Annotated in this window: 16 protein-coding genes; 3 read left to right on the forward strand and 13 right to left on the reverse strand. The window is 69.3% G+C overall.

Going from position 1 to position 16230, the window contains the following annotated elements; all coding sequences use genetic code 11:
- Positions 1-31: 31 nt before the first annotated feature.
- From J7E45_RS07695 to J7E45_RS07705, 3 genes are all read right to left on the reverse strand, one after another.
- On the reverse strand, positions 32-1600 hold the full coding sequence (locus tag J7E45_RS07695; RefSeq protein WP_215068282.1) for an MFS transporter: 1569 nt from the start codon (positions 1598-1600) through the stop codon (positions 32-34).
- Positions 1597-2208, reverse strand: coding sequence for a PadR family transcriptional regulator (locus J7E45_RS07700; RefSeq protein WP_215068284.1), 612 nt, complete (start codon positions 2206-2208; stop codon positions 1597-1599). The genes J7E45_RS07695 and J7E45_RS07700 overlap by 4 nt, the downstream gene beginning before the upstream one ends.
- A gap of 87 nt (positions 2209-2295) precedes the next feature.
- The gene (locus J7E45_RS07705) at positions 2296-2844 is read right to left on the reverse strand and encodes a GNAT family N-acetyltransferase (RefSeq protein WP_215068286.1); all 549 of its coding nucleotides are present in this window, start codon (positions 2842-2844) and stop codon (positions 2296-2298) included.
- A gap of 98 nt (positions 2845-2942) precedes the next feature.
- On the opposite strand from J7E45_RS07705, the gene J7E45_RS07710 reads away from it, so the two are divergent.
- Positions 2943-3821, forward strand: a complete 879-nt coding sequence (locus J7E45_RS07710; protein WP_215068288.1) for a phosphoribosylaminoimidazolesuccinocarboxamide synthase — start codon at positions 2943-2945, stop codon at positions 3819-3821.
- 43 nt (positions 3822-3864) lie between these two features.
- Here the strand turns inward: J7E45_RS07710 and J7E45_RS07715 are convergent, their stop codons facing one another.
- The gene (locus tag J7E45_RS07715) at positions 3865-4254 is read right to left on the reverse strand and encodes a type II toxin-antitoxin system VapC family toxin (RefSeq protein ID WP_215068290.1); all 390 of its coding nucleotides are present in this window, start codon (positions 4252-4254) and stop codon (positions 3865-3867) included.
- Positions 4251-4514, reverse strand: coding sequence for a type II toxin-antitoxin system VapB family antitoxin (locus J7E45_RS07720; RefSeq protein WP_105710732.1), 264 nt, complete (start codon positions 4512-4514; stop codon positions 4251-4253). Before J7E45_RS07720 ends, J7E45_RS07715 begins: the two co-directional genes overlap by 4 nt.
- Positions 4515-4625: 111 nt before the next feature.
- Between J7E45_RS07720 and J7E45_RS07725 the strand changes: the two genes are divergently transcribed.
- The gene (locus J7E45_RS07725; RefSeq protein WP_091032623.1) at positions 4626-5954 is read left to right on the forward strand and encodes a uracil-xanthine permease family protein; all 1329 of its coding nucleotides are present in this window, start codon (positions 4626-4628) and stop codon (positions 5952-5954) included.
- Positions 5955-6071: 117 nt separating this feature from the next.
- Here the strand turns inward: J7E45_RS07725 and J7E45_RS07730 are convergent, their stop codons facing one another.
- The 8 genes from J7E45_RS07730 to J7E45_RS07765 all read right to left on the reverse strand — a co-directional run bounded on the left by J7E45_RS07730 (position 6072) and on the right by J7E45_RS07765 (position 15379).
- Positions 6072-7667 carry an urea amidolyase family protein gene (locus tag J7E45_RS07730; protein ID WP_215068292.1) on the reverse strand — a complete coding sequence of 532 codons (1596 nt, stop codon included), beginning with the start codon at positions 7665-7667 and terminating at the stop codon, positions 6072-6074.
- A 22-nt stretch (positions 7668-7689) separates the two neighbouring features.
- Positions 7690-8457, reverse strand: coding sequence for a LamB/YcsF family protein (locus tag J7E45_RS07735; RefSeq protein WP_215068294.1), 768 nt, complete (start codon positions 8455-8457; stop codon positions 7690-7692).
- 4 nt (positions 8458-8461) lie between these two features.
- The gene (locus J7E45_RS07740) at positions 8462-9133 is read right to left on the reverse strand and encodes a TetR family transcriptional regulator (protein WP_308162075.1); all 672 of its coding nucleotides are present in this window, start codon (positions 9131-9133) and stop codon (positions 8462-8464) included.
- Positions 9134-9425: 292 nt separating this feature from the next.
- On the reverse strand, positions 9426-10421 hold the full coding sequence (locus tag J7E45_RS07745; protein ID WP_215069724.1) for a LacI family DNA-binding transcriptional regulator: 996 nt from the start codon (positions 10419-10421) through the stop codon (positions 9426-9428).
- A gap of 114 nt (positions 10422-10535) precedes the next feature.
- The gene (locus J7E45_RS07750; RefSeq protein ID WP_215068296.1) at positions 10536-11966 is read right to left on the reverse strand and encodes a GH1 family beta-glucosidase; all 1431 of its coding nucleotides are present in this window, start codon (positions 11964-11966) and stop codon (positions 10536-10538) included.
- 5 nt (positions 11967-11971) lie between these two features.
- Positions 11972-12859: a carbohydrate ABC transporter permease gene (locus J7E45_RS07755; RefSeq protein ID WP_091032633.1), complete on the reverse strand. Its 888-nt coding sequence runs from the start codon at positions 12857-12859 to the stop codon at positions 11972-11974.
- A complete protein-coding gene (locus J7E45_RS07760) occupies positions 12856-13947 on the reverse strand; it encodes a carbohydrate ABC transporter permease (protein ID WP_167632839.1) in 1092 nt (363 codons plus the stop codon). The genes J7E45_RS07755 and J7E45_RS07760 overlap by 4 nt, the downstream gene beginning before the upstream one ends.
- 121 nt (positions 13948-14068) lie before the next feature.
- Positions 14069-15379, reverse strand: coding sequence for an ABC transporter substrate-binding protein (locus J7E45_RS07765; RefSeq protein ID WP_215068298.1), 1311 nt, complete (start codon positions 15377-15379; stop codon positions 14069-14071).
- A 257-nt stretch (positions 15380-15636) separates the two neighbouring features.
- On the opposite strand from J7E45_RS07765, the gene J7E45_RS07770 reads away from it, so the two are divergent.
- Positions 15637-16170 (forward strand): adenine phosphoribosyltransferase, encoded by a 534-nt coding sequence (locus J7E45_RS07770; protein ID WP_029263067.1) that lies wholly within the window; start codon positions 15637-15639, stop codon positions 16168-16170.
- The last annotated feature ends 60 nt before the right edge of the window (positions 16171-16230 follow it).

The following is a 16230-nucleotide window of genomic DNA, read 5'->3' on the forward strand; positions in this document are numbered from 1 at the left end:
ACCGACGGACACGGCACCCTCCCGAACTCGACTACTCGGGACGCGCGGCTGCGGGAGCCGCGGCATCCGCCTTGTCGTAGCGACCGAGGAACAGCGAGGCGACGAGCGCGATCACCATGACGCAGGCCGGCAGCAGGATCGCCTGCGACATCCCAGCGGCAAAGCCGTCGGCCACCTGCGGCGGCAGTGTTCCCCCGGTCGAGCCCGCCGGCGCATCGGCGAGACCGGGCAGGTTCGCCTCGAGGCGAGACTGCATGAACGCGGCGATGGATGCCGAGCCGATGACCGATCCGATGGTCCGGGTGGTGTTGTAGATGCCGGCACCGGCACCCGCCTGGCGCGGCGGCAGCTTGCGCGTCGCGGTGGTGGCGAGCGGCCCCCACATGCCCGCGTTGCCGATGCCCATCAGCGCGGACGGCAGCAGGAACATGAGGATCGGGGTGTCCATGTTGATCAGGGCCGAGTACCAGACGAGTGCGCCGGCGACGCAGAGCAGGCCGGGGATGAGGATGATGCGCGGATCCACCCGGTCGAGGAGCTTGCCCGCCGCCGGAGCGAGCGCGCCCGACAGCACCGCCATCGGGATCAGCAGCAGCGCCGCCTCCGTGGGGGTGAGCCCGCGGGCGGACTGCAGGAAGAACATCATCGGCAGCGACATGCTCGTCACCGTGAAGCCGACCGCGGCGATGGCGACGTTCGCTCCCGAGAAGTTGCGGTCGCGGAACAGCTCGAGCGGGACCAGCGGTTCGCTGCGGGTCTTGGCCTGCTGCACGATGAACAGTCCGAGGATGACGAGGCCGACGATGATGAGGCTCCACACCGAGATGGGACCCCAGATCACGCCCCAGTCGTACTTCTCGCCCTCCTGCAGTCCGAACACGATCAGGAAGAGTGCCACGGCGCTCAGCACGACGCCGACGATGTCGAAGCGGTGCGGGTGGGTGGCCAGCTTCGGCACCAGACGCCAGGCGAGCACGAACGCGACGATGCCGACGGGGATGTTGACGAAGAAGATCCACTCCCAACCGAAGCCGTCGACGAGCAGTCCGCCGACGAGCGGACCGACGAGCGTCGCGACGCCGGCCGTCGCACCCCAGAGGCCCATGGCGGCGCCGCGGCGCTCGGGCGGGAAGGTGCGGGTGATCACAGCCATGGTCTGCGGTGTCATGAACGCGGCGCCCAACCCCTGCACGGCGCGCGCGACGATCAGGCCCTCGAGCGAGTTCGACAGTCCGCACCACAGCGAGGCGAGGGTGAAGATCGCGAGGCCGATCAGATAGATGTTCTTCGGCCCGAAGCGGTCGCCGAGGCGTCCGGTGATCAGCAGCGGCACGGCATAGGCGAGCAGATACGCGCTCGTGACCCACACGACGTTGTCGAGGTTGTTGGTGTTCGGGTCGAGTGCGGCCTTGATGGCCGGGTTCGCGACCGAGACGATCGTGGTGTCGACGAGGATCATGAAGAAACCGATAACCAGCGCCCACAGGGCGGGCCAGGGGCTCGTCGGCTTGTGGCCGACGGAATAGGTGCCGGTCGACGGACCGGAGCTCGAGGGCGCGGACGCCGGCGGGCGGTCTCCGTCGCGAGGAATTTCTGTCATTGCTGTGCAGCCTTTCGCTGAGCGCGGTAGCGGTCTGAGTTCGGGAATGCCGCGGGTCCCCACGGCAGGTCTTCGGCTTCGAGGCGGGCGATCAGCGCGTCGGCCCAGCGCAGCTCGGCCTCGAGCAGCACCTCCTGGCGCTCGTACTCCACGAGCACCTGCTCGGGCACACCATCGCGTCTCGCGTCGATCAGTCCATCGCGATACGCGACGTGCTCGTCGTCGAGGGCGACGCGACGCGACCGCAGACACTGGAGCACATCGCCGCGTTCGAGGTTGTGCGCCTCGGCGAGCGCGATCCGGAACTCGGCGGGACGATCGATCGTCGACAGCTCGCGTCGCAGCCAGGCGATGAGGGTCTCCCGGCCGGCGTCGGTCAATGAGTATGTTGTGCGCTCGGGGCGATTCCCCTCGCGGTCACTGCCGACCTCGTCGATGAGCCCCGCCCGCTGAAGCCGGCCGACCGTGTGATAGAGCGTGCCGTTCGTGAGGGTCAGCAGCCGATCGTCGCGGCGCACCCGCATCAGTCGCACCATCTCGTAGGGGTGCATGTCGCCCTCGCGCAGCAGGGAGAGGATCATCGCCCCCATCGGGGTCAGTCGTTGCATGGCCCCTCCCCGGGTGTCGCGCTCAAATAGTCCATGTGGACTATACGCGGGACCGCCGACAGCGACAAGACCGGCGGCCGGGGCGGATCAGCCGAGAGCGGCCGCGAGCTGCGCCGGGGTGAGCGGACGATCCGCGTACACGAGCCGCATCACCGCGGGATCGGGGTTGCCGACATCCGGCGCACGATGCACGAGTTCCAGGCCGAGCTTCTCGGCGACGTGCGCCGACGCGCGGTTGTGCTCCACGAGGAAAGCGATCACCGGGCGATCGGGGGCGATGATCCGCGCCTGCTCGATGCCCGCACGTGCGAGCTCGGTCGCATACCCGTGCCCGTGATGGTCGGCCGCGATCCGGTAGCCGACGTTCCACACCTCATCGCGCAACAGCGTGCACCCGCCGTTGCCGATGATCTCTCCCGTGTCGCGCAGCCGCGCGACCCACGAACCGAGTCCCGCCTGCTTCCAGCTGCGATCCCAGCGGTCCATCATCTGGAGAGACGTCGCGGGGTCGGTGTGCCGAAGGCTCGGATAGTGACCCCACACCCGCGGATCGTTCTGGATCGCGAAGATCGCGTCGAGGTCGGACGGGACCGCCCGCGACAGGCGGAGCCGGTCGGTGAAGATGTCATCAGCCACCCCTCCACGCTAGACAACCGTTCCGACACCCGTCGATGCGACCCACGGTCCGCGACTTCTCGGCGGGTGGGTGCTGACGGAACCGGGATAATGGGCGGGTGAGCACTCCTTCAGAAGGCACGGCACAGAGCATCCCCGGCTGGCGGCACATCTACTCGGGCAAGGTCCGCGACCTGTACGCCTCCGAGGATCCGGCGGACACGCGCATCCTCGTCGTCGCCTCCGACCGCGTGAGCGCCTTCGACTTCGTGCTCTCCCCCGGCATCACGGACAAGGGGGCCCTGCTGACGCGACTGAGCCGCTGGTGGTTCGCGCAGCTCTCCGACTTCCCCAACCACATCGCCGAGGGCGACCTGCCCGAGGAAGTCGCCGACCGCGCCATGCTCGCGCAGTCGCTCGAGATGCTGCCGATCGAGTGCGTCGTGCGCGGCTACATCACCGGTTCCGGCTGGGCCGAGTACCAGGAGAGCGGCACGGTGTGCGGCATTCCGCTGCCCGCCGGCCTGCAGAACGGCGACAGGTTGCCCGAGCCCCTGTTCACCCCGGCCTACAAGGCGCCGATGGGCGAGCACGACGAGAACATCACGTTCGAGCGCACCGTCGAACTGGTCGGAGCGGAGCGCGCGGCCGAGCTGCGCGACACCTCGCTCGCGATCTACGCCCGTGCCGCCGAGATCGCCGAGGAGAAGGGCCTGATCCTCGCCGACACCAAGTTCGAGTTCGGGACGGATGCCGACGGCACCCTGTGCCTGGCCGACGAGGTGCTCACGAGCGACTCGTCGCGCTACTGGGACGCCGAGGCCTGGCGCACCGGCACCACCCCGAGCGAGCGGATGGCGAGCTTCGACAAGCAGATCGTGCGCGACTGGATGGCCGCGAACTGGGACAAGCAGGGCGAGCCGCCGGCCCTCCCCGCCGATGTCGTCGAGCGCACCGCCGACCGCTACCGCGAGCTGATCGAACGCCTCGGCGCCTGATCCCGATCTCCCGCGGGCCCGTCGCGGACCTGACCGGACCGGCCTACTCGACGAGCCGCACGTCGGTGTGGACGAAGTCGTCTCCCTTGAACAGCAGCGGCTCGTCGCGGGTGATCGCGAGCGCATAGGAGAAGCAGTCGCCGTAGTTCAGGCGAGCGCGGCTCCCTGACCCTCGGCCGTAGCGGGCGTATGCCCTGCCCGCCAGGCGCGCCTGCACCTCATCGACGGGAACGACCTCTGATCGCGTCACCTCCAGAAGCTCGTCGAGCGCAAGCGCCTTCGCTTCGCCGCCCTTGCTGCGGAGGACGATCGTGCACTCCGCGAGCGTGGCCGCGGACAAGGCGAAGGGCCGCGACTCCAACAGGTCGCTCATCTCTTCGGCTTCCGGCTCAGCCATCAGCACCGCGACCAACGCCGAGGAGTCGACGATCATCGCGGCATCCCCGTCTCGTCGTAGAGCTCGTCCATGATCTCCTCGGTCGTGCGCCCGGTGGAGGGAAGCTGCTGCGCCCGGCGGATCACCGCACGGATACGGCGACGACGCTCCTCTTCGTCGGCCGATTGCTGCTGCTCCAACTCGGCGAGACGCCGCCGCACCGCATCCTCGACTGCACTCGTCTGACTCTGACCGGTCAACGCCGCGAGTCGACGCACGAGCTCATGCGTAGTCTCGTTCTTGATGTTGAGGCTCATGTCTACCATTCTACCTTCGCGTCTACCCTGGTAGAAGCGCTCAGGAAAAACTCAGGAATCGATAGTGTTGCTCCGGCACTCCTGCCATCCCCCGAACCTTGAGGAGCCCGCATGGCCCTGTGGAAGTTGCACGGAAACGGCCGCACGGTCGAGCCCGGCGCCGTCGTCCGTCCCGACGAGCGCCTGAACTGGCCCGCCACGATCGCGATCGGACTCCAGCACGTCGTCGCGATGTTCGGCGCGACGTTCCTGGTGCCGATCATCACCGGCTTCCCGGTCGCCACGACCCTGCTGTTCAGCGGTGTCGGCACCATCCTGTTCCTGCTGGTCACGCGCAACAAGCTGCCCAGCTATCTCGGTTCGTCGTTCGCGTTCATCGCGCCGGTCACGGCAGCCACCGCCTCGGCGAACATGGGCACCGCCCTGGCCGGCATCGTCGCCGTCGGCGTGCTGCTCGCGATCATCGGCGTCGTCGTGCACACGGTCGGTGTCAAGTGGGTCGACCGCTTCCTGCCGCCGGTGCTCGCCGGAACGATCGTCGCCCTCATCGGGTTCAACCTCGCCGGCGCCGCGCACGACAACTACGCCGACGCCCCCGTGACCGCCACGTTCACGCTCGCCATCACGATCCTCTTCGCGGTCGTGTTCCGCGGATTCCTCGGACGCATCTCGATCTTCCTCGGCGTCATCGCCGGCTACATCTTCGCGGCGTTCCGTGGCGAGCTCGATTTCTCGGCCGTGGAGAAGGCCGATTGGGTCGGCCTCCCCACCTTCACCTTCCCGAACTTCACCGAGCCCGGCACCCTCACCGCCCTCGCGATGTTCCTCCCGGTCGTGCTCGTGCTGATCGCCGAGAACGTCGGACACGTGCGCGGCGTCGCGACCATGACGGGCGACGCGAGCGTGAACCAGCAGACCGGCAAGGCCCTGATCGCCGACGGCGTCTCGACCACCCTCGCCGGCTTCTTCGGCGGTTCGGGCACCACGACCTACGGCGAGAACATCGGCGTGATGGCCTCCACCCGCGTGTACTCCACGGCCGCCTACTGGGTCGCCGGCATCGCCGCGATCCTGCTCAGCCTCTCGCCCAAGTTCGGCGAGGTCATCAACTCGGTGCCCGCCGGAGTGCTCGGCGGCGTGACCACGGCGCTGTACGGCCTCATCGGCGTCATCGGCATCAAGATCTGGGTCGACAACCGCGTCGACTTCTCGCGCCCGGTCAACCAGTACACCGCAGCCGTGGCCCTGATCATGGCCGTCGGCGGATTCATGATCAAGGACGAGGCGTCCGGCTTCGAACTCGGCGGCATCGTCATCGCCACGGTCGCGGCGATCCTGATCTACCACCTGGGCAACCTGATCGCCCGTCTGCGCAAGACCGGCGCCGACGACCCGAAGCCGCTCGAGGCGGTCGGCCCGCTCGGCGGCGACCCCGCCTAGCGGGACGCGCATCGCGTTCACAACTCCTCAGAAACCCGGCCCGAACACCTCCCTACGGCCGTACCACTCCGGATCGATACAGTTTCTGCGGAGTTGTGAACCGATCGGCGGCGGCACTCAGCCAGCCGAGCGCACCTGCACGGCGAATCGAAGGCGCACGCCCGGCGGCAGTTGACCTGCGAGGTCGAGGCTGCGGTCGGTGAGGGCGCCGATGACCGGGTACCCGCCGGTGAGCGGGTGGTCGGGGAGGAAGAGCACCGGCTGCCCGTCGGGTGGCACCTGGATCGCACCGGTGACCGCTCCCTCGCTGGGCAGCTCGCCGTCGACGGAACGCTCCAGCGGGGCATCGCCCTGGAGACGGATGCCGACCCGGTCGGAGCGCGGTGTGACCGTCCACTCCTGGGCCGTGAGCACCTCGAGGGCATCCGCCGTGAACCAGTCGTCGCGCGGACCGAGCGTGATCTCGAGCTCGACGACATCGCCGGAGGCCGGGAGGTCGCGCGGCACGGCGCCAGGCTCGACGGGGTGCGGAGCGGCCTCGCCGATCGGGAGGACGGCCCCGGCCGCGAGCGGCTCCGGACCGAGTCCCGCAAGGGTGTCGGACGCACGGCTTCCCAGCGCGAGCGCGACAACGACTCCGCCGCGGACCCCGATGACGTACCGCAGACCGCGATCTGGATGGCCGAGTGTCAGCTCGTCGCCGTCGAACGTGGCGAAGGGCTCGCCGTGGAGGATCGGACGAGCGAAGCCCTCAGCTCCGGCCAGGGCGAGCGCGCCGATCGCCCCCGTGACCGCCGCGACACCCGCCCCGTGGAACCGGAGCACCGCTCCCCCGACACTCTCGAGCACCGCGGCCACCTCCGCGTTCCCCACGGCACGGTTCGCATCCCGCATCGCGCGCCGGTCGGCGGCTCCGGATGCCGAGACCCCGAGCGCCGCGAACCCCGGGCGCCCGGCATCCTGCACCAGCAGCTGCAGCGAGGGCCGGACGACCTCGACCGCGGATGCTGTGCCGAAACCCAGACCATCCGCATCCGCGTCGGCCAGTTGCCGCGCGACGCGCCGGGTGGGCGCCCAACCGTCTCCGTTTCGGCTCAGCCGCGCATCCGCCCGCACCCGCTCGAAGCGCACCGCGGTGCCGGGAGCGAGGAGGGCCGGCGGATCACGGTCGATGTCCCACATCACGGCATCCGTGCGACCGATCAGCTGCCAGCCACCGGGACTCTCGCGCGGGTAGACGCCGGTGAACGGTCCGGCGAGTGCGACCGACCCGGCGGGCACGCGTGTACGCGGAGACGAGCGGCGCGGCACGTCGAAGAGCGGATCGCTGCTCACGACGTACCCGAATCCGGGGGCGAACCCCGAGAACGCGACCCGCCAGTCCGCGGCGAGGTGCCGGTTCACCAGCTCCTCCACCGAGACGCCGAGCGCGGATGCCGCTTCGTCGAGGTCTTCACCGTCGTACTGCACGGGGATCGTGACCTCCCCGGTGCGGGGCGGGCGTGTGGCGTCGACCTCCGTCGCCGCCAGCGTGTGCGCGAGCTCGGTGGCCGAGACGCGCAGCGGGTCGAACCGCACGAGCACCGTGCGGGCTCCGGGGACGCGCTCGACGACGCCCGGCAGCCCCTCCCATGCGAGGTTCAGGCGCATCGCCTCATCGAGGTCGGCCGCCTCGACGAGCAGAGCGCGATCGGATGCCGTGAGGATGCGCATCAGCCGACCTGCGCCGATCGCCTCATCGGGAGCCCGCGAACGGTGCGATCGTGATGCCCGCGTCCTGCAGCATCCGCTTGGTCTCGGCAGCCATCGCCACTGAGCCGGGGCTGTCGCCGTGCACGCAGATCGACTGCGCCACCACGGGCACGTCCGTGCCGTCGATCGCCCGGATCACACCGTCGGCAGCGAGGCGCACCATGCGCTCCGCCACCGCGGCCGGGTCATGCAGCACGGCGCCTGCCTCGGTGCGCGACACGAGCTGCCCGTCGGGCTGATAGGCCCGATCGGCGAAGGCCTCGGCGGCGACGGCGAGCCCGGCCCGCTCGGCGACGTCGAGCACGACGCCCCCGGAGAGTCCCAGCAGCACGAGGCTCGGGTCGATCGCGCGGATCGCCGCCACCACATCCTTCGACTGCCGCTCATCGCGCGCGATGGTGTTGTAGAGCGCCCCGTGCGGCTTGACGTAGGAGACCGTGCCGCCCACCGCGGCGGCGAGTCCCATCAGCGCTCCGAGCTGGTACTCGACATGCGCCTGGAGCGTGGCCGAGTCGACGTCGAGGCGGGTGCGCCCGAAGTTCTCGTAGTCGCGATAGGCGGGATGCGCCCCGATCACGACGCCGCCCTCCACGGCGGCGGCGAGCGTCTCACGGATGCCCTCGGGGCTGCCGGCGTGGAACCCGCACGACACGTTCGCGCTCGTGACGAGGCGGAGCATGCTCGCGTCATCGCTGACGATCCGGTCGGCCACGTTCTCGCCGAGGTCCGAGTTCAGGTCGATCGACGTCATGCGATCACGCCTGCTGCTCCGACCCCAGGGCCGCCGTGGCACGCGGGCGCGGTTCGCCGTCGCGGAGCGGAACCGGCGGAGCGATGGGCGTCGTCGGCGCGGGGAGCCCGTAGCGGAGGTGCACCCAGCGCCGGGCGTCTTCGAGCGGATAGGTGTCGCCGAAGACGGCGAACTTCACGAAGACGCCCTCGAGGGTGCTGCGGAGCATGACCTCTTCGAGGGCCGGATCCTCGGCGCCGCGCGCGCGGAACAGCTGCCGCACGGCATCCTCCGCCGCGGTGGCGCGCACTTCGTGCCGAGCCTCCGATTCGGCGAACAGTCGGTGCGTGGCCGGCTGCTGCTGCATCGCCAGCACCGCCCGCTGCAGGGGGATCGCATAGGCGGTGGCCGTGAGGGCCCCGTCGATCACGGCGGCGAGCATCTCGTCAGGGGTGCCCTCCACTCGCGCGAACCCGAGTACGGTCTCGAACCATCGGTCGATGACGGCGGCGACGAGCTGTTCCTTGCCGCCGAAGTGGTAGTTCACGAGGCCCTGGGCGACGCCCGCCCGCTTCGTGATCGCGGCGATGCTCGCGCCCGCGACTCCTCGTTCGCTGAAGACCTCGATGGCGGCCTCCAGGATGGTCTCCCTGGCGCGTTGCCTGGCCTGCCGATTCTGCTCGTCGGAGCGTGCCACGCGGCATCCACCTCCTGAGTTCAGCCGGCCGGACTTTTCCGAATGCTCCCCCTGCCGTATAGATTAATCACTGAACATCCATTCAACCTATGACTGGATTCGAACTTCGGCTGACTCGCTCAGCCGGGCACGACTTCGGAGATCCGAGGCGCCGCGCCGCGGCATCCGCCCTTCGCTGGGCGATTCGCCGCCGATCTCCGAAGTCGTGCAGCCCAGACGCACGGGTGCGTCCCTGGCCAGGAGGGGGCGTCAGGGGCGCGCCCGTGTTCCTTCCGGCCCGGCCGAGACCCGCTCAGGCCGAGGCGCGGACCACGAGCTCGGTCGGCAGGATGGTGGTCTGCGGCGGGTCCTGCCCCGCGAGACGCGACAGCAGCACCCGGGCCATGGTCTCGCCCTGCGCATACATCGGCTGGCGCATCGTCGTGAGCTGCGGATCGGTCGTGATCGCCACGGACGAGTCGTCGAACCCGACCAGGGCGATGTCCTCGGGAACCCGCACACCGGCGGCGCGCAGCACCGTCAGCGCACCGCGCGCCATCAGGTCGCTGGCGACGAAGATCGCGTCCGGTCGACCTTTTTCGAGGATGCGCCGCACGGCATCCGCTCCGCTGGCCTCGCTGTAGTCGCCCTGCTCCTCGGCGAACGGCGTCAGCCCGGCCTCGGCGAGAGCGGCCCGGAAACCCTGGATGCGGTCGCCGGAGGAGACCATGGTCAGCGGGCCCGAGATCGTCGCGATCCGCGTGCGTCCGATGTCGATCAGTCGACGGGTCGCGGTGCGGGCGCCCGCAACGTTGTCGACGTCGACGACGTAGTCGCCCTCGAGCCGGCGTACGGGCCGACCGCCGTAGACCACCGGCACGGCATCCGCGACCCGGTCGATGAATGCGTCGCTGGTGTGATGCGACACGATCAACGCCCCGTCGACGCCGCCGTTGCGCACGAAGCCCGTCATCTTGTCGCCCGGGTCGTCACTCGCGATGAGGAGGTTGAGCAGGTAGTCGGATCCGCCGAGGGCGCCCGTGATGCCGGCGACGATCGCGGCGAAGAACGGGTCGCCGAAGAAGCGATTCGTGTCTTCCGGCACGATCAGGGCGATCGCGTGCGTCTGCCGCGAAGCGAGAGAGCGCGCCGCGCGGTTGGGCACGTAGTTCAACTCGTCGATCGCGGCACGCACGGCGGCGAGCGCCTCCGGGCTCACCGCCGTCGACCCGTTCACGACCCGCGACACGGTCGACCGGGAGACACCGGCGGCCGAGGCCACCTCTTCGATGGTCGCTCGGGGCGACATCAACGTACGCACTCTTCCATCGCCCTATTCTCACCGACGTTCGCGCTTCGAATCGCGCAATGGTCCCATCCGGTCCGTGGAGAGGACCATTCGCGCGATTCGACGGCCCTACGGCTACAGCGACCGGGCCGCGATGATGCGCGCGTACTCCCGACCGGAGTCCTTGAGGCTCCGCTCCTGGGTGTCGTAATCGACGCGCACGATGCCGAAGCGCTTGTCGTAACCCCAGGCCCATTCGTAGTTGTCGAACATCGACCAGTAGAAGTAGCCCCGCACGTCGACACCCGACTCCGCGGCATCGAGCACCGCACCGAGGTGCAGGCGCAGGAACTCCGTGCGGTCGGCATCGTGCACGCGCGTCTCGCCGTCTTCGACCACCACGACGTCGTCGTAGGCGGCGCCGTTCTCGGTCATGTACAGCACGGTGCCCGCGGGCTCGGCGTACTCGCTCCAGACCCGCTGCAGCACCCGGGTGAGCCCCTCGGGCTGCACCTCCCAGTTCTGCGCCGTGCGCGGCAGCCCCCGCTCGACCGAGTGGATGCCGTCGCTCGACGGGTAGGGGCTGCGGCCGGCGCGCTCGGTGGCGGGCCCTCCGGAGACCGGTGCCTCGGCGGGAGCCGTGCCCGACAGGAAGTCGCCGTGGTAGTAGTTCACGCCCTGCGTGTCGATGTGCTGGGAGATGGTCTCGAGGTCGCCGTCGTGGACCGCGGCCTCGAACTGGGCGACGGCGTCGGCATCCACCGCGCGGATGTCCTCGACGATGTCGGCGGGGTAGCTGCCGCGGTAGATCGGGTCGAGGAACCAGCGGTTGAACTGCCCGTCCACGCGGCGGGCGGCGTCGACGTCGGCGGGGTTCTGCGGGTCGGCGGGGTCGGCGACCGTGTGGTTCAGGGTGATGCCGAGGTTGAGCGAAGCGTCGCGTCCCCGCAGCTCCTGCACGGTCTTGCCGTGCGCGAGCAGCAGGTGATGCGAGGCGAGCAGCCCCTCGGCGACGCTGGTGTGTCCCGGAGCGTGCTCCCCTCCGGTGTAGGAGAGGAAGGACGAGCACCAGGGCTCATTGAGCGTCGTCCACACGTTGACCCGATCGCCGAGCGCGTCGTGCATGGTGCCGGCGTACTCGAGGAACCGGTCGACCGTGTCGCGGTTGGTCCAGCCACCGGCATCCTGCAGCGCCTGCGGCATATCCCAGTGGTACAGCGTCAGCCAGGGCAGGATGTCGGCTGCGAGCAGCTCGTCCACCAGGCGCTCGTAGAAGTCGACTCCGGCCGGATTCACGGCACCGCCGTCCGGCCGCACGCGCGACCACGACGTCGAGAAGCGGTACGTCTGCAGCCCGAGCTCGGTCATCAGCGCGACGTCGTCGCGGTACCGGTGATAGTGGTCGCAGGCCACGTCGCCGTTGTCGCCGCCGATCACGGCGCCGGGCACGCGGGCGAACGCGTCCCAGATCGATGCCGTGCGTCCATCCTCGAACGCCGCCCCTTCGATCTGGTACGCCGCGGTCGCAGCGCCGAAGAGGAAGTTCTCGGGGAAGGAGCGGGTCATAGGGGTCATCCTTTCACCGCGCCCGCCATGATGCCACTGACCAGCTGCCGACCCGCGACCACGAAGAGCACGAGCAGCGGAAGGGTCGCGAGCACCGCACCGGCGAGCACGATCGAGTAGTCGATGTAGTAGCCCGACTGCAGCTGGCTGAGCGCCGTCTGCAGGGTCGGGTTCTGCGGGGAGAGCACGATCAGCGGCCACAGGTAGTCGGTCCACGCCGTCATGAAGGTGAAGAGTCCGAGGATGGCCATGGCCGGTCGGGCAGCGGGGAGCCCGACGGTCAGGAACGTGCGGAACTGGTTCGCGCCGTCCATGCGGGCGGCTTCGATCAGCTCGTCCGGGATGACGTCGACGAGGTACTGCCGCATGAAGAACACCCCGAACGCGGTGACGAGGGTCGGCACGATGACGGCGCCGATCGAGCCGGTCCACCCGAGCTCCCGCATGAGCATGAACAGCGGGATGATGCCCAGCTGCGTCGGGATCGCCATGGTCGCGATCACGAAGATCATCATTCCGTCGCGACCCTTGAACTTCAGCTTCGCGAAGGCGTAGCCGGCGAGGGTGGAGAACGTGACGACCGAGATCGTGATGATGCCCGAGATCAGGAACGAGTTGCCCAGCGCGAGCCAGAACGGGATCGCATCGAAGACCTTGGCCGCGTTGGCCAGGAAGTTGCCGCCGGGGATCAGCGGGAGGGTCTCGCCGCGGGTGGCGTTCGTGCCGCTGGCGACCACGACCGACCACCACAGCGGATACACGCTGCCGATGATGAACGCGGCGAGGAGCCCGTAGGTCAGGAATCCGGGGCGGCTGCCGATGCCGGCGTTGCCTCCGACGGCACGACGTCGACGGATCTTCTCGGGGACGCTCAGCGCCTGGGTGGCGGTCATCGCGCGTTCTCCTCGGTGGTGGTGGCGATCGTCGTGGACGCGGCAGCCGTGGCGGCGGCCGCGGCAGCTGTGCGTGTGCGCCGGCGCTCGGCGCGGTTCTTCGGGCCGTCGCCGGTGGAGATGCGCCGGGAGATGAGGAAGTTGATCACTCCGATGCCGACGATCAGCAGGAACAGCAGGATGGCGACGGCGGAGGCCTCGCCGAGGTCGCGGCGGAAGAACGCCAGCTCCCAGAGGAAGAGCACCGTGGTCTGGAACTGCCGGTCACTGCCGCCGATGCCGCCGGCCGTCGAGACGTCGAACAGGCGGGGCTCGGCGAAGATCTGCAGCCCGCCGATCGTCGCGGTGATGATCACGAAGATCAGGGTCGGACGGATCGTGGGGATCGTGATCGAGAAGAAGCGGCGGGCGGCGCCTGCGCCGTCGAGGGCGGCCGACTCGTACAGGTCGCGCGGCACCGCCTGCATGGCGGCGAGGAGGATCAGGGCGTTGTACCCGGTCCAGCGGAAGTTCACCATCACGGCGATCGCGATGTGCGACAGGGCGGTGTTGTGCTTCCATTCCTGGTCGGCGATGCCGATGAGGTTGAGCAGGTTGTTGGCCAGGCCGTCGGCCTCGTTGAAGATGCTCGAGAAGATGATGGCGACCGCGACAGGGGTGACGACGAACGGGATCAGCACGCTCATCCGCCAGAAGGTCGGGGCGCGGAGCCCCCGGTCGAGGAGGTAGGCGATCACGAGCGCGACCGCCAGCTGGGGGATCGCGGAGAGCAGGAAGATGCTCAGGGTGTTGCCGATCGAGTTCCAGAACATGGCGTCGCCGAGGATCTCGACGAAGTTGCCCACGCCGACGAAGTCGCCCTCGCCCTTGAGCAGGTCCCACTCGTGCACGGCCACCCACACGGTGTAGAGCAGCGGGAACAGGCCGACCAGCCCGAACAGCAGGAAGAACGGCGAGATGTAGAAGTACGGGGAGGCGTTCTGGTCGAACCGCGAGACGCGGTGGCGCCAGGGGCGCTTCGGCGGGGCGGCCGGTGCCGAACCGGATGCCGTGCGCTGCTGCTCCGCAGGCGGGGCGGTGAGAGTCATGTGCGTTTCCTTGTCCACGAACCGGGGGCTCTGAGCCCGTCGAACGGTCCGACCGGGCGGTGCTCCGACAGGCTCAGCGACCCGGCGCGGGCCGCTGAGCCTGTCGGATCGGAAGGATGGGTCAGTCGACGAGCTCGTTCAGGAGTTTGATCGCCTGGTCCCAGGAACGCTGCGTGTCGGTCTCGCCGCGATCGAGGCTGCTGAGAGCCGGGCCGAACACGTTCTCCTGGATCACCGAGTCATCGGCACCCTTGAACTGGGCGACGACACCCTTGGCACGCTCGGCGAGGATCGCCCCGGTCGGAGCGTCGTTGAAGAACTCGTTCGGCGTCGCGTCGGCGGCCAGGGTCTCCTGCGCCTTGATCGTCGAGGGGAAGTTGCCCGCGGCGGCGGACTGCTTCACCTGCTGCTCCGGCTGCGTCAGCCAGTCGGCGAGCTCAGCGGCCGCCTCCTTGTGCTGCGAGGACTCCGGGATCGACAGGAAGGCGCCGCCCCAGTTGGCTGCGCCGCCGGGGAACACGTCGGCGAAGTCCCAGCCGGTGGAGGCGTCGCCGCCGCCGGCCTCGACCTGACCCTGCACGACGCCGAGCATCCAGCCCGGGCACACGAAGGTCGCGAAGGTTCCGTCGACGAACGACTTGCCGCCGTTCCAGTCCCAGGCCGTCTGCGCAGCGGACTGGCCGCCCTCGGTCGCCGCACCCAGCAGCTCGAAGCGCTCCTTGAGCTCGGCGTTGTCCTCGACGTTCAGCTTGCCGTCTGTCGTGTAGTAGCCCTCATCGAGCTGGTTGACCATGGCGTTCCAGACGAAGCCGGAGTGGTCGTACCAGGCCTTGCCGGTCTTGGCCGTGTAGTCGGCACCGACCTTGAAGTAGTTCTCCCAGTCGCCGTTGAGCAACTCGGCGACGGACTCGCGGTCGCTCGGCAGGCCGGCGGCTTCGAATGCGGCACCGTTGTAGCAGATGCCGCTCGGGCCGATGTCGGTGCCGTAGCCGATGACGCGGCCTTCGGCATCCGTCGCCTGGCCGTACTTCCAGTCGACCCAGTCGGCCTTGCGGTCTTCGATGCCGTAGTCGCGCAGGTCGACGAAGGTGTCGGAGACGTCCATGATGGCGCCGAGCCAGCCCTCTTCGATCGCGACGACGTCGCTGAGGCCGGAGCCGGCGGCGATCTTGGTGAAGGCGTCGGTGCGGGCGTTGCCGCCGGTGTCGATGTTGGTCGCCTCGATCTTGACGTTCGGGTGCGCCTTCTCGTACTCCTTGTAGAGGTCGTCGTAGCCGAAGGTGCCGAACGTGGTGACGGTCAGCGTGACATCCTCGTCGGCACTGCCTTCGGGGGCGCCGTCGGCATTGCCGGCGCAACCGGCGAGGGCGAGGGCGGAGACGGATGCCACGGCGGCAATCGCGAGGATCCGGTGGCGGGCACGTGTGTTCACGGTTCACTCCTTTGTGGTGGGGGTCGTGCGGTCTTGCTGCTTTCGGGACGCCGTGGGAGCGCTCCCACGAACTGAGCAGTCACTCTATGGGAGCGCTCCCACGGTGTCAAGCCGTGCCGGTTGCGACGATCGGCCGAGGTTGGTGACGATCGGCCGAGGGGGTGACGATCCACCGGAGGGATGCCGCGGAAACCTCGGCTGATCGTCGCCCGGTCGGCGAATCGTCCAGATCAGGTCGAGCGGCGTACCCTTGTCCGGTGCCCGAAGCCGCCCTGTCTCCTGCCCTCGTCCGCGCCGAAACCCTGATCCGCAACGTGCCGGACTATCCGCAGCCGGGCATCATCTTCCGCGACATCACGCCGCTCCTCGCCGACGCCGAGGCGCTGCGGGTCACGACCGAGGCGATCATCGAGCCCTTCGCCGGCCAGTTCGACGTGATCGCCGGCATCGAGGCGCGCGGCTTCATCCTCGCCAGCGCCGCCGCGATCGCCGCGGGCGTCGGCCTCATCCCGATCCGCAAGGCGGGCAAGCTGCCCCGCCCCGCGGCATCCGTCGACTACGCCCTCGAGTACGGCACCGCCACGATCGAGATGCACGACGACCTGCCCGCCGGCTCCCGGGTGCTGCTCATCGACGATGTGCTCGCCACGGGTGGCACGCTCGCCGCCGGACGCGAACTCGTCGAGCGTCTCGGCAGCCACGTCGTCGGCATCTCGGTGCTGTTCGAGATCGACGGCCTCGGCGGTCGCGAGGCCGTCGGCGACCTGCACACCGTCTTCCACTCCGCGTAGGCAGCTCCCCTCGGGACGGTAGACTGGGTGCGCCCCTCCGCCCGCGACTCTTGGAGCCGT

Source organism: Microbacterium sp. ISL-59 (assembly GCF_018613945.1).
Taxonomy (GTDB): Bacteria; Actinomycetota; Actinomycetes; order Actinomycetales; family Microbacteriaceae; genus Microbacterium; species Microbacterium oxydans_B.

What these genes read in the sequence shown, in the direction of transcription:
- J7E45_RS07695 (WP_215068282.1), bottom strand. Translation starts at nt 1,600, where the DNA reads ATGACAGAAATTCCTCGCGACGGAGACCGCCCGCCGGCGTCCGCGCCC.
- J7E45_RS07700 (WP_215068284.1), bottom strand. Translation starts at nt 2,208, where the DNA reads ATGCAACGACTGACCCCGATGGGGGCGATGATCCTCTCCCTGCTGCGC.
- J7E45_RS07715 (WP_215068290.1), bottom strand. Translation starts at nt 4,254, where the DNA reads ATGATCGTCGACTCCTCGGCGTTGGTCGCGGTGCTGATGGCTGAGCCG.
- J7E45_RS07720 (WP_105710732.1), bottom strand. Translation starts at nt 4,514, where the DNA reads ATGAGCCTCAACATCAAGAACGAGACTACGCATGAGCTCGTGCGTCGA.
- J7E45_RS07725 (WP_091032623.1), top strand. Translation starts at nt 4,626, where the DNA reads ATGGCCCTGTGGAAGTTGCACGGAAACGGCCGCACGGTCGAGCCCGGC.
- J7E45_RS07730 (WP_215068292.1), bottom strand. Translation starts at nt 7,667, where the DNA reads ATGCGCATCCTCACGGCATCCGATCGCGCTCTGCTCGTCGAGGCGGCC.
- J7E45_RS07735 (WP_215068294.1), bottom strand. Translation starts at nt 8,457, where the DNA reads ATGACGTCGATCGACCTGAACTCGGACCTCGGCGAGAACGTGGCCGAC.
- J7E45_RS07745 (WP_215069724.1), bottom strand. Translation starts at nt 10,421, where the DNA reads ATGTCGCCCCGAGCGACCATCGAAGAGGTGGCCTCGGCCGCCGGTGTC.
- J7E45_RS07750 (WP_215068296.1), bottom strand. Translation starts at nt 11,966, where the DNA reads ATGACCCGCTCCTTCCCCGAGAACTTCCTCTTCGGCGCTGCGACCGCG.
- J7E45_RS07755 (WP_091032633.1), bottom strand. Translation starts at nt 12,859, where the DNA reads ATGACCGCCACCCAGGCGCTGAGCGTCCCCGAGAAGATCCGTCGACGT.
- J7E45_RS07760 (WP_167632839.1), bottom strand. Translation starts at nt 13,947, where the DNA reads ATGACTCTCACCGCCCCGCCTGCGGAGCAGCAGCGCACGGCATCCGGT.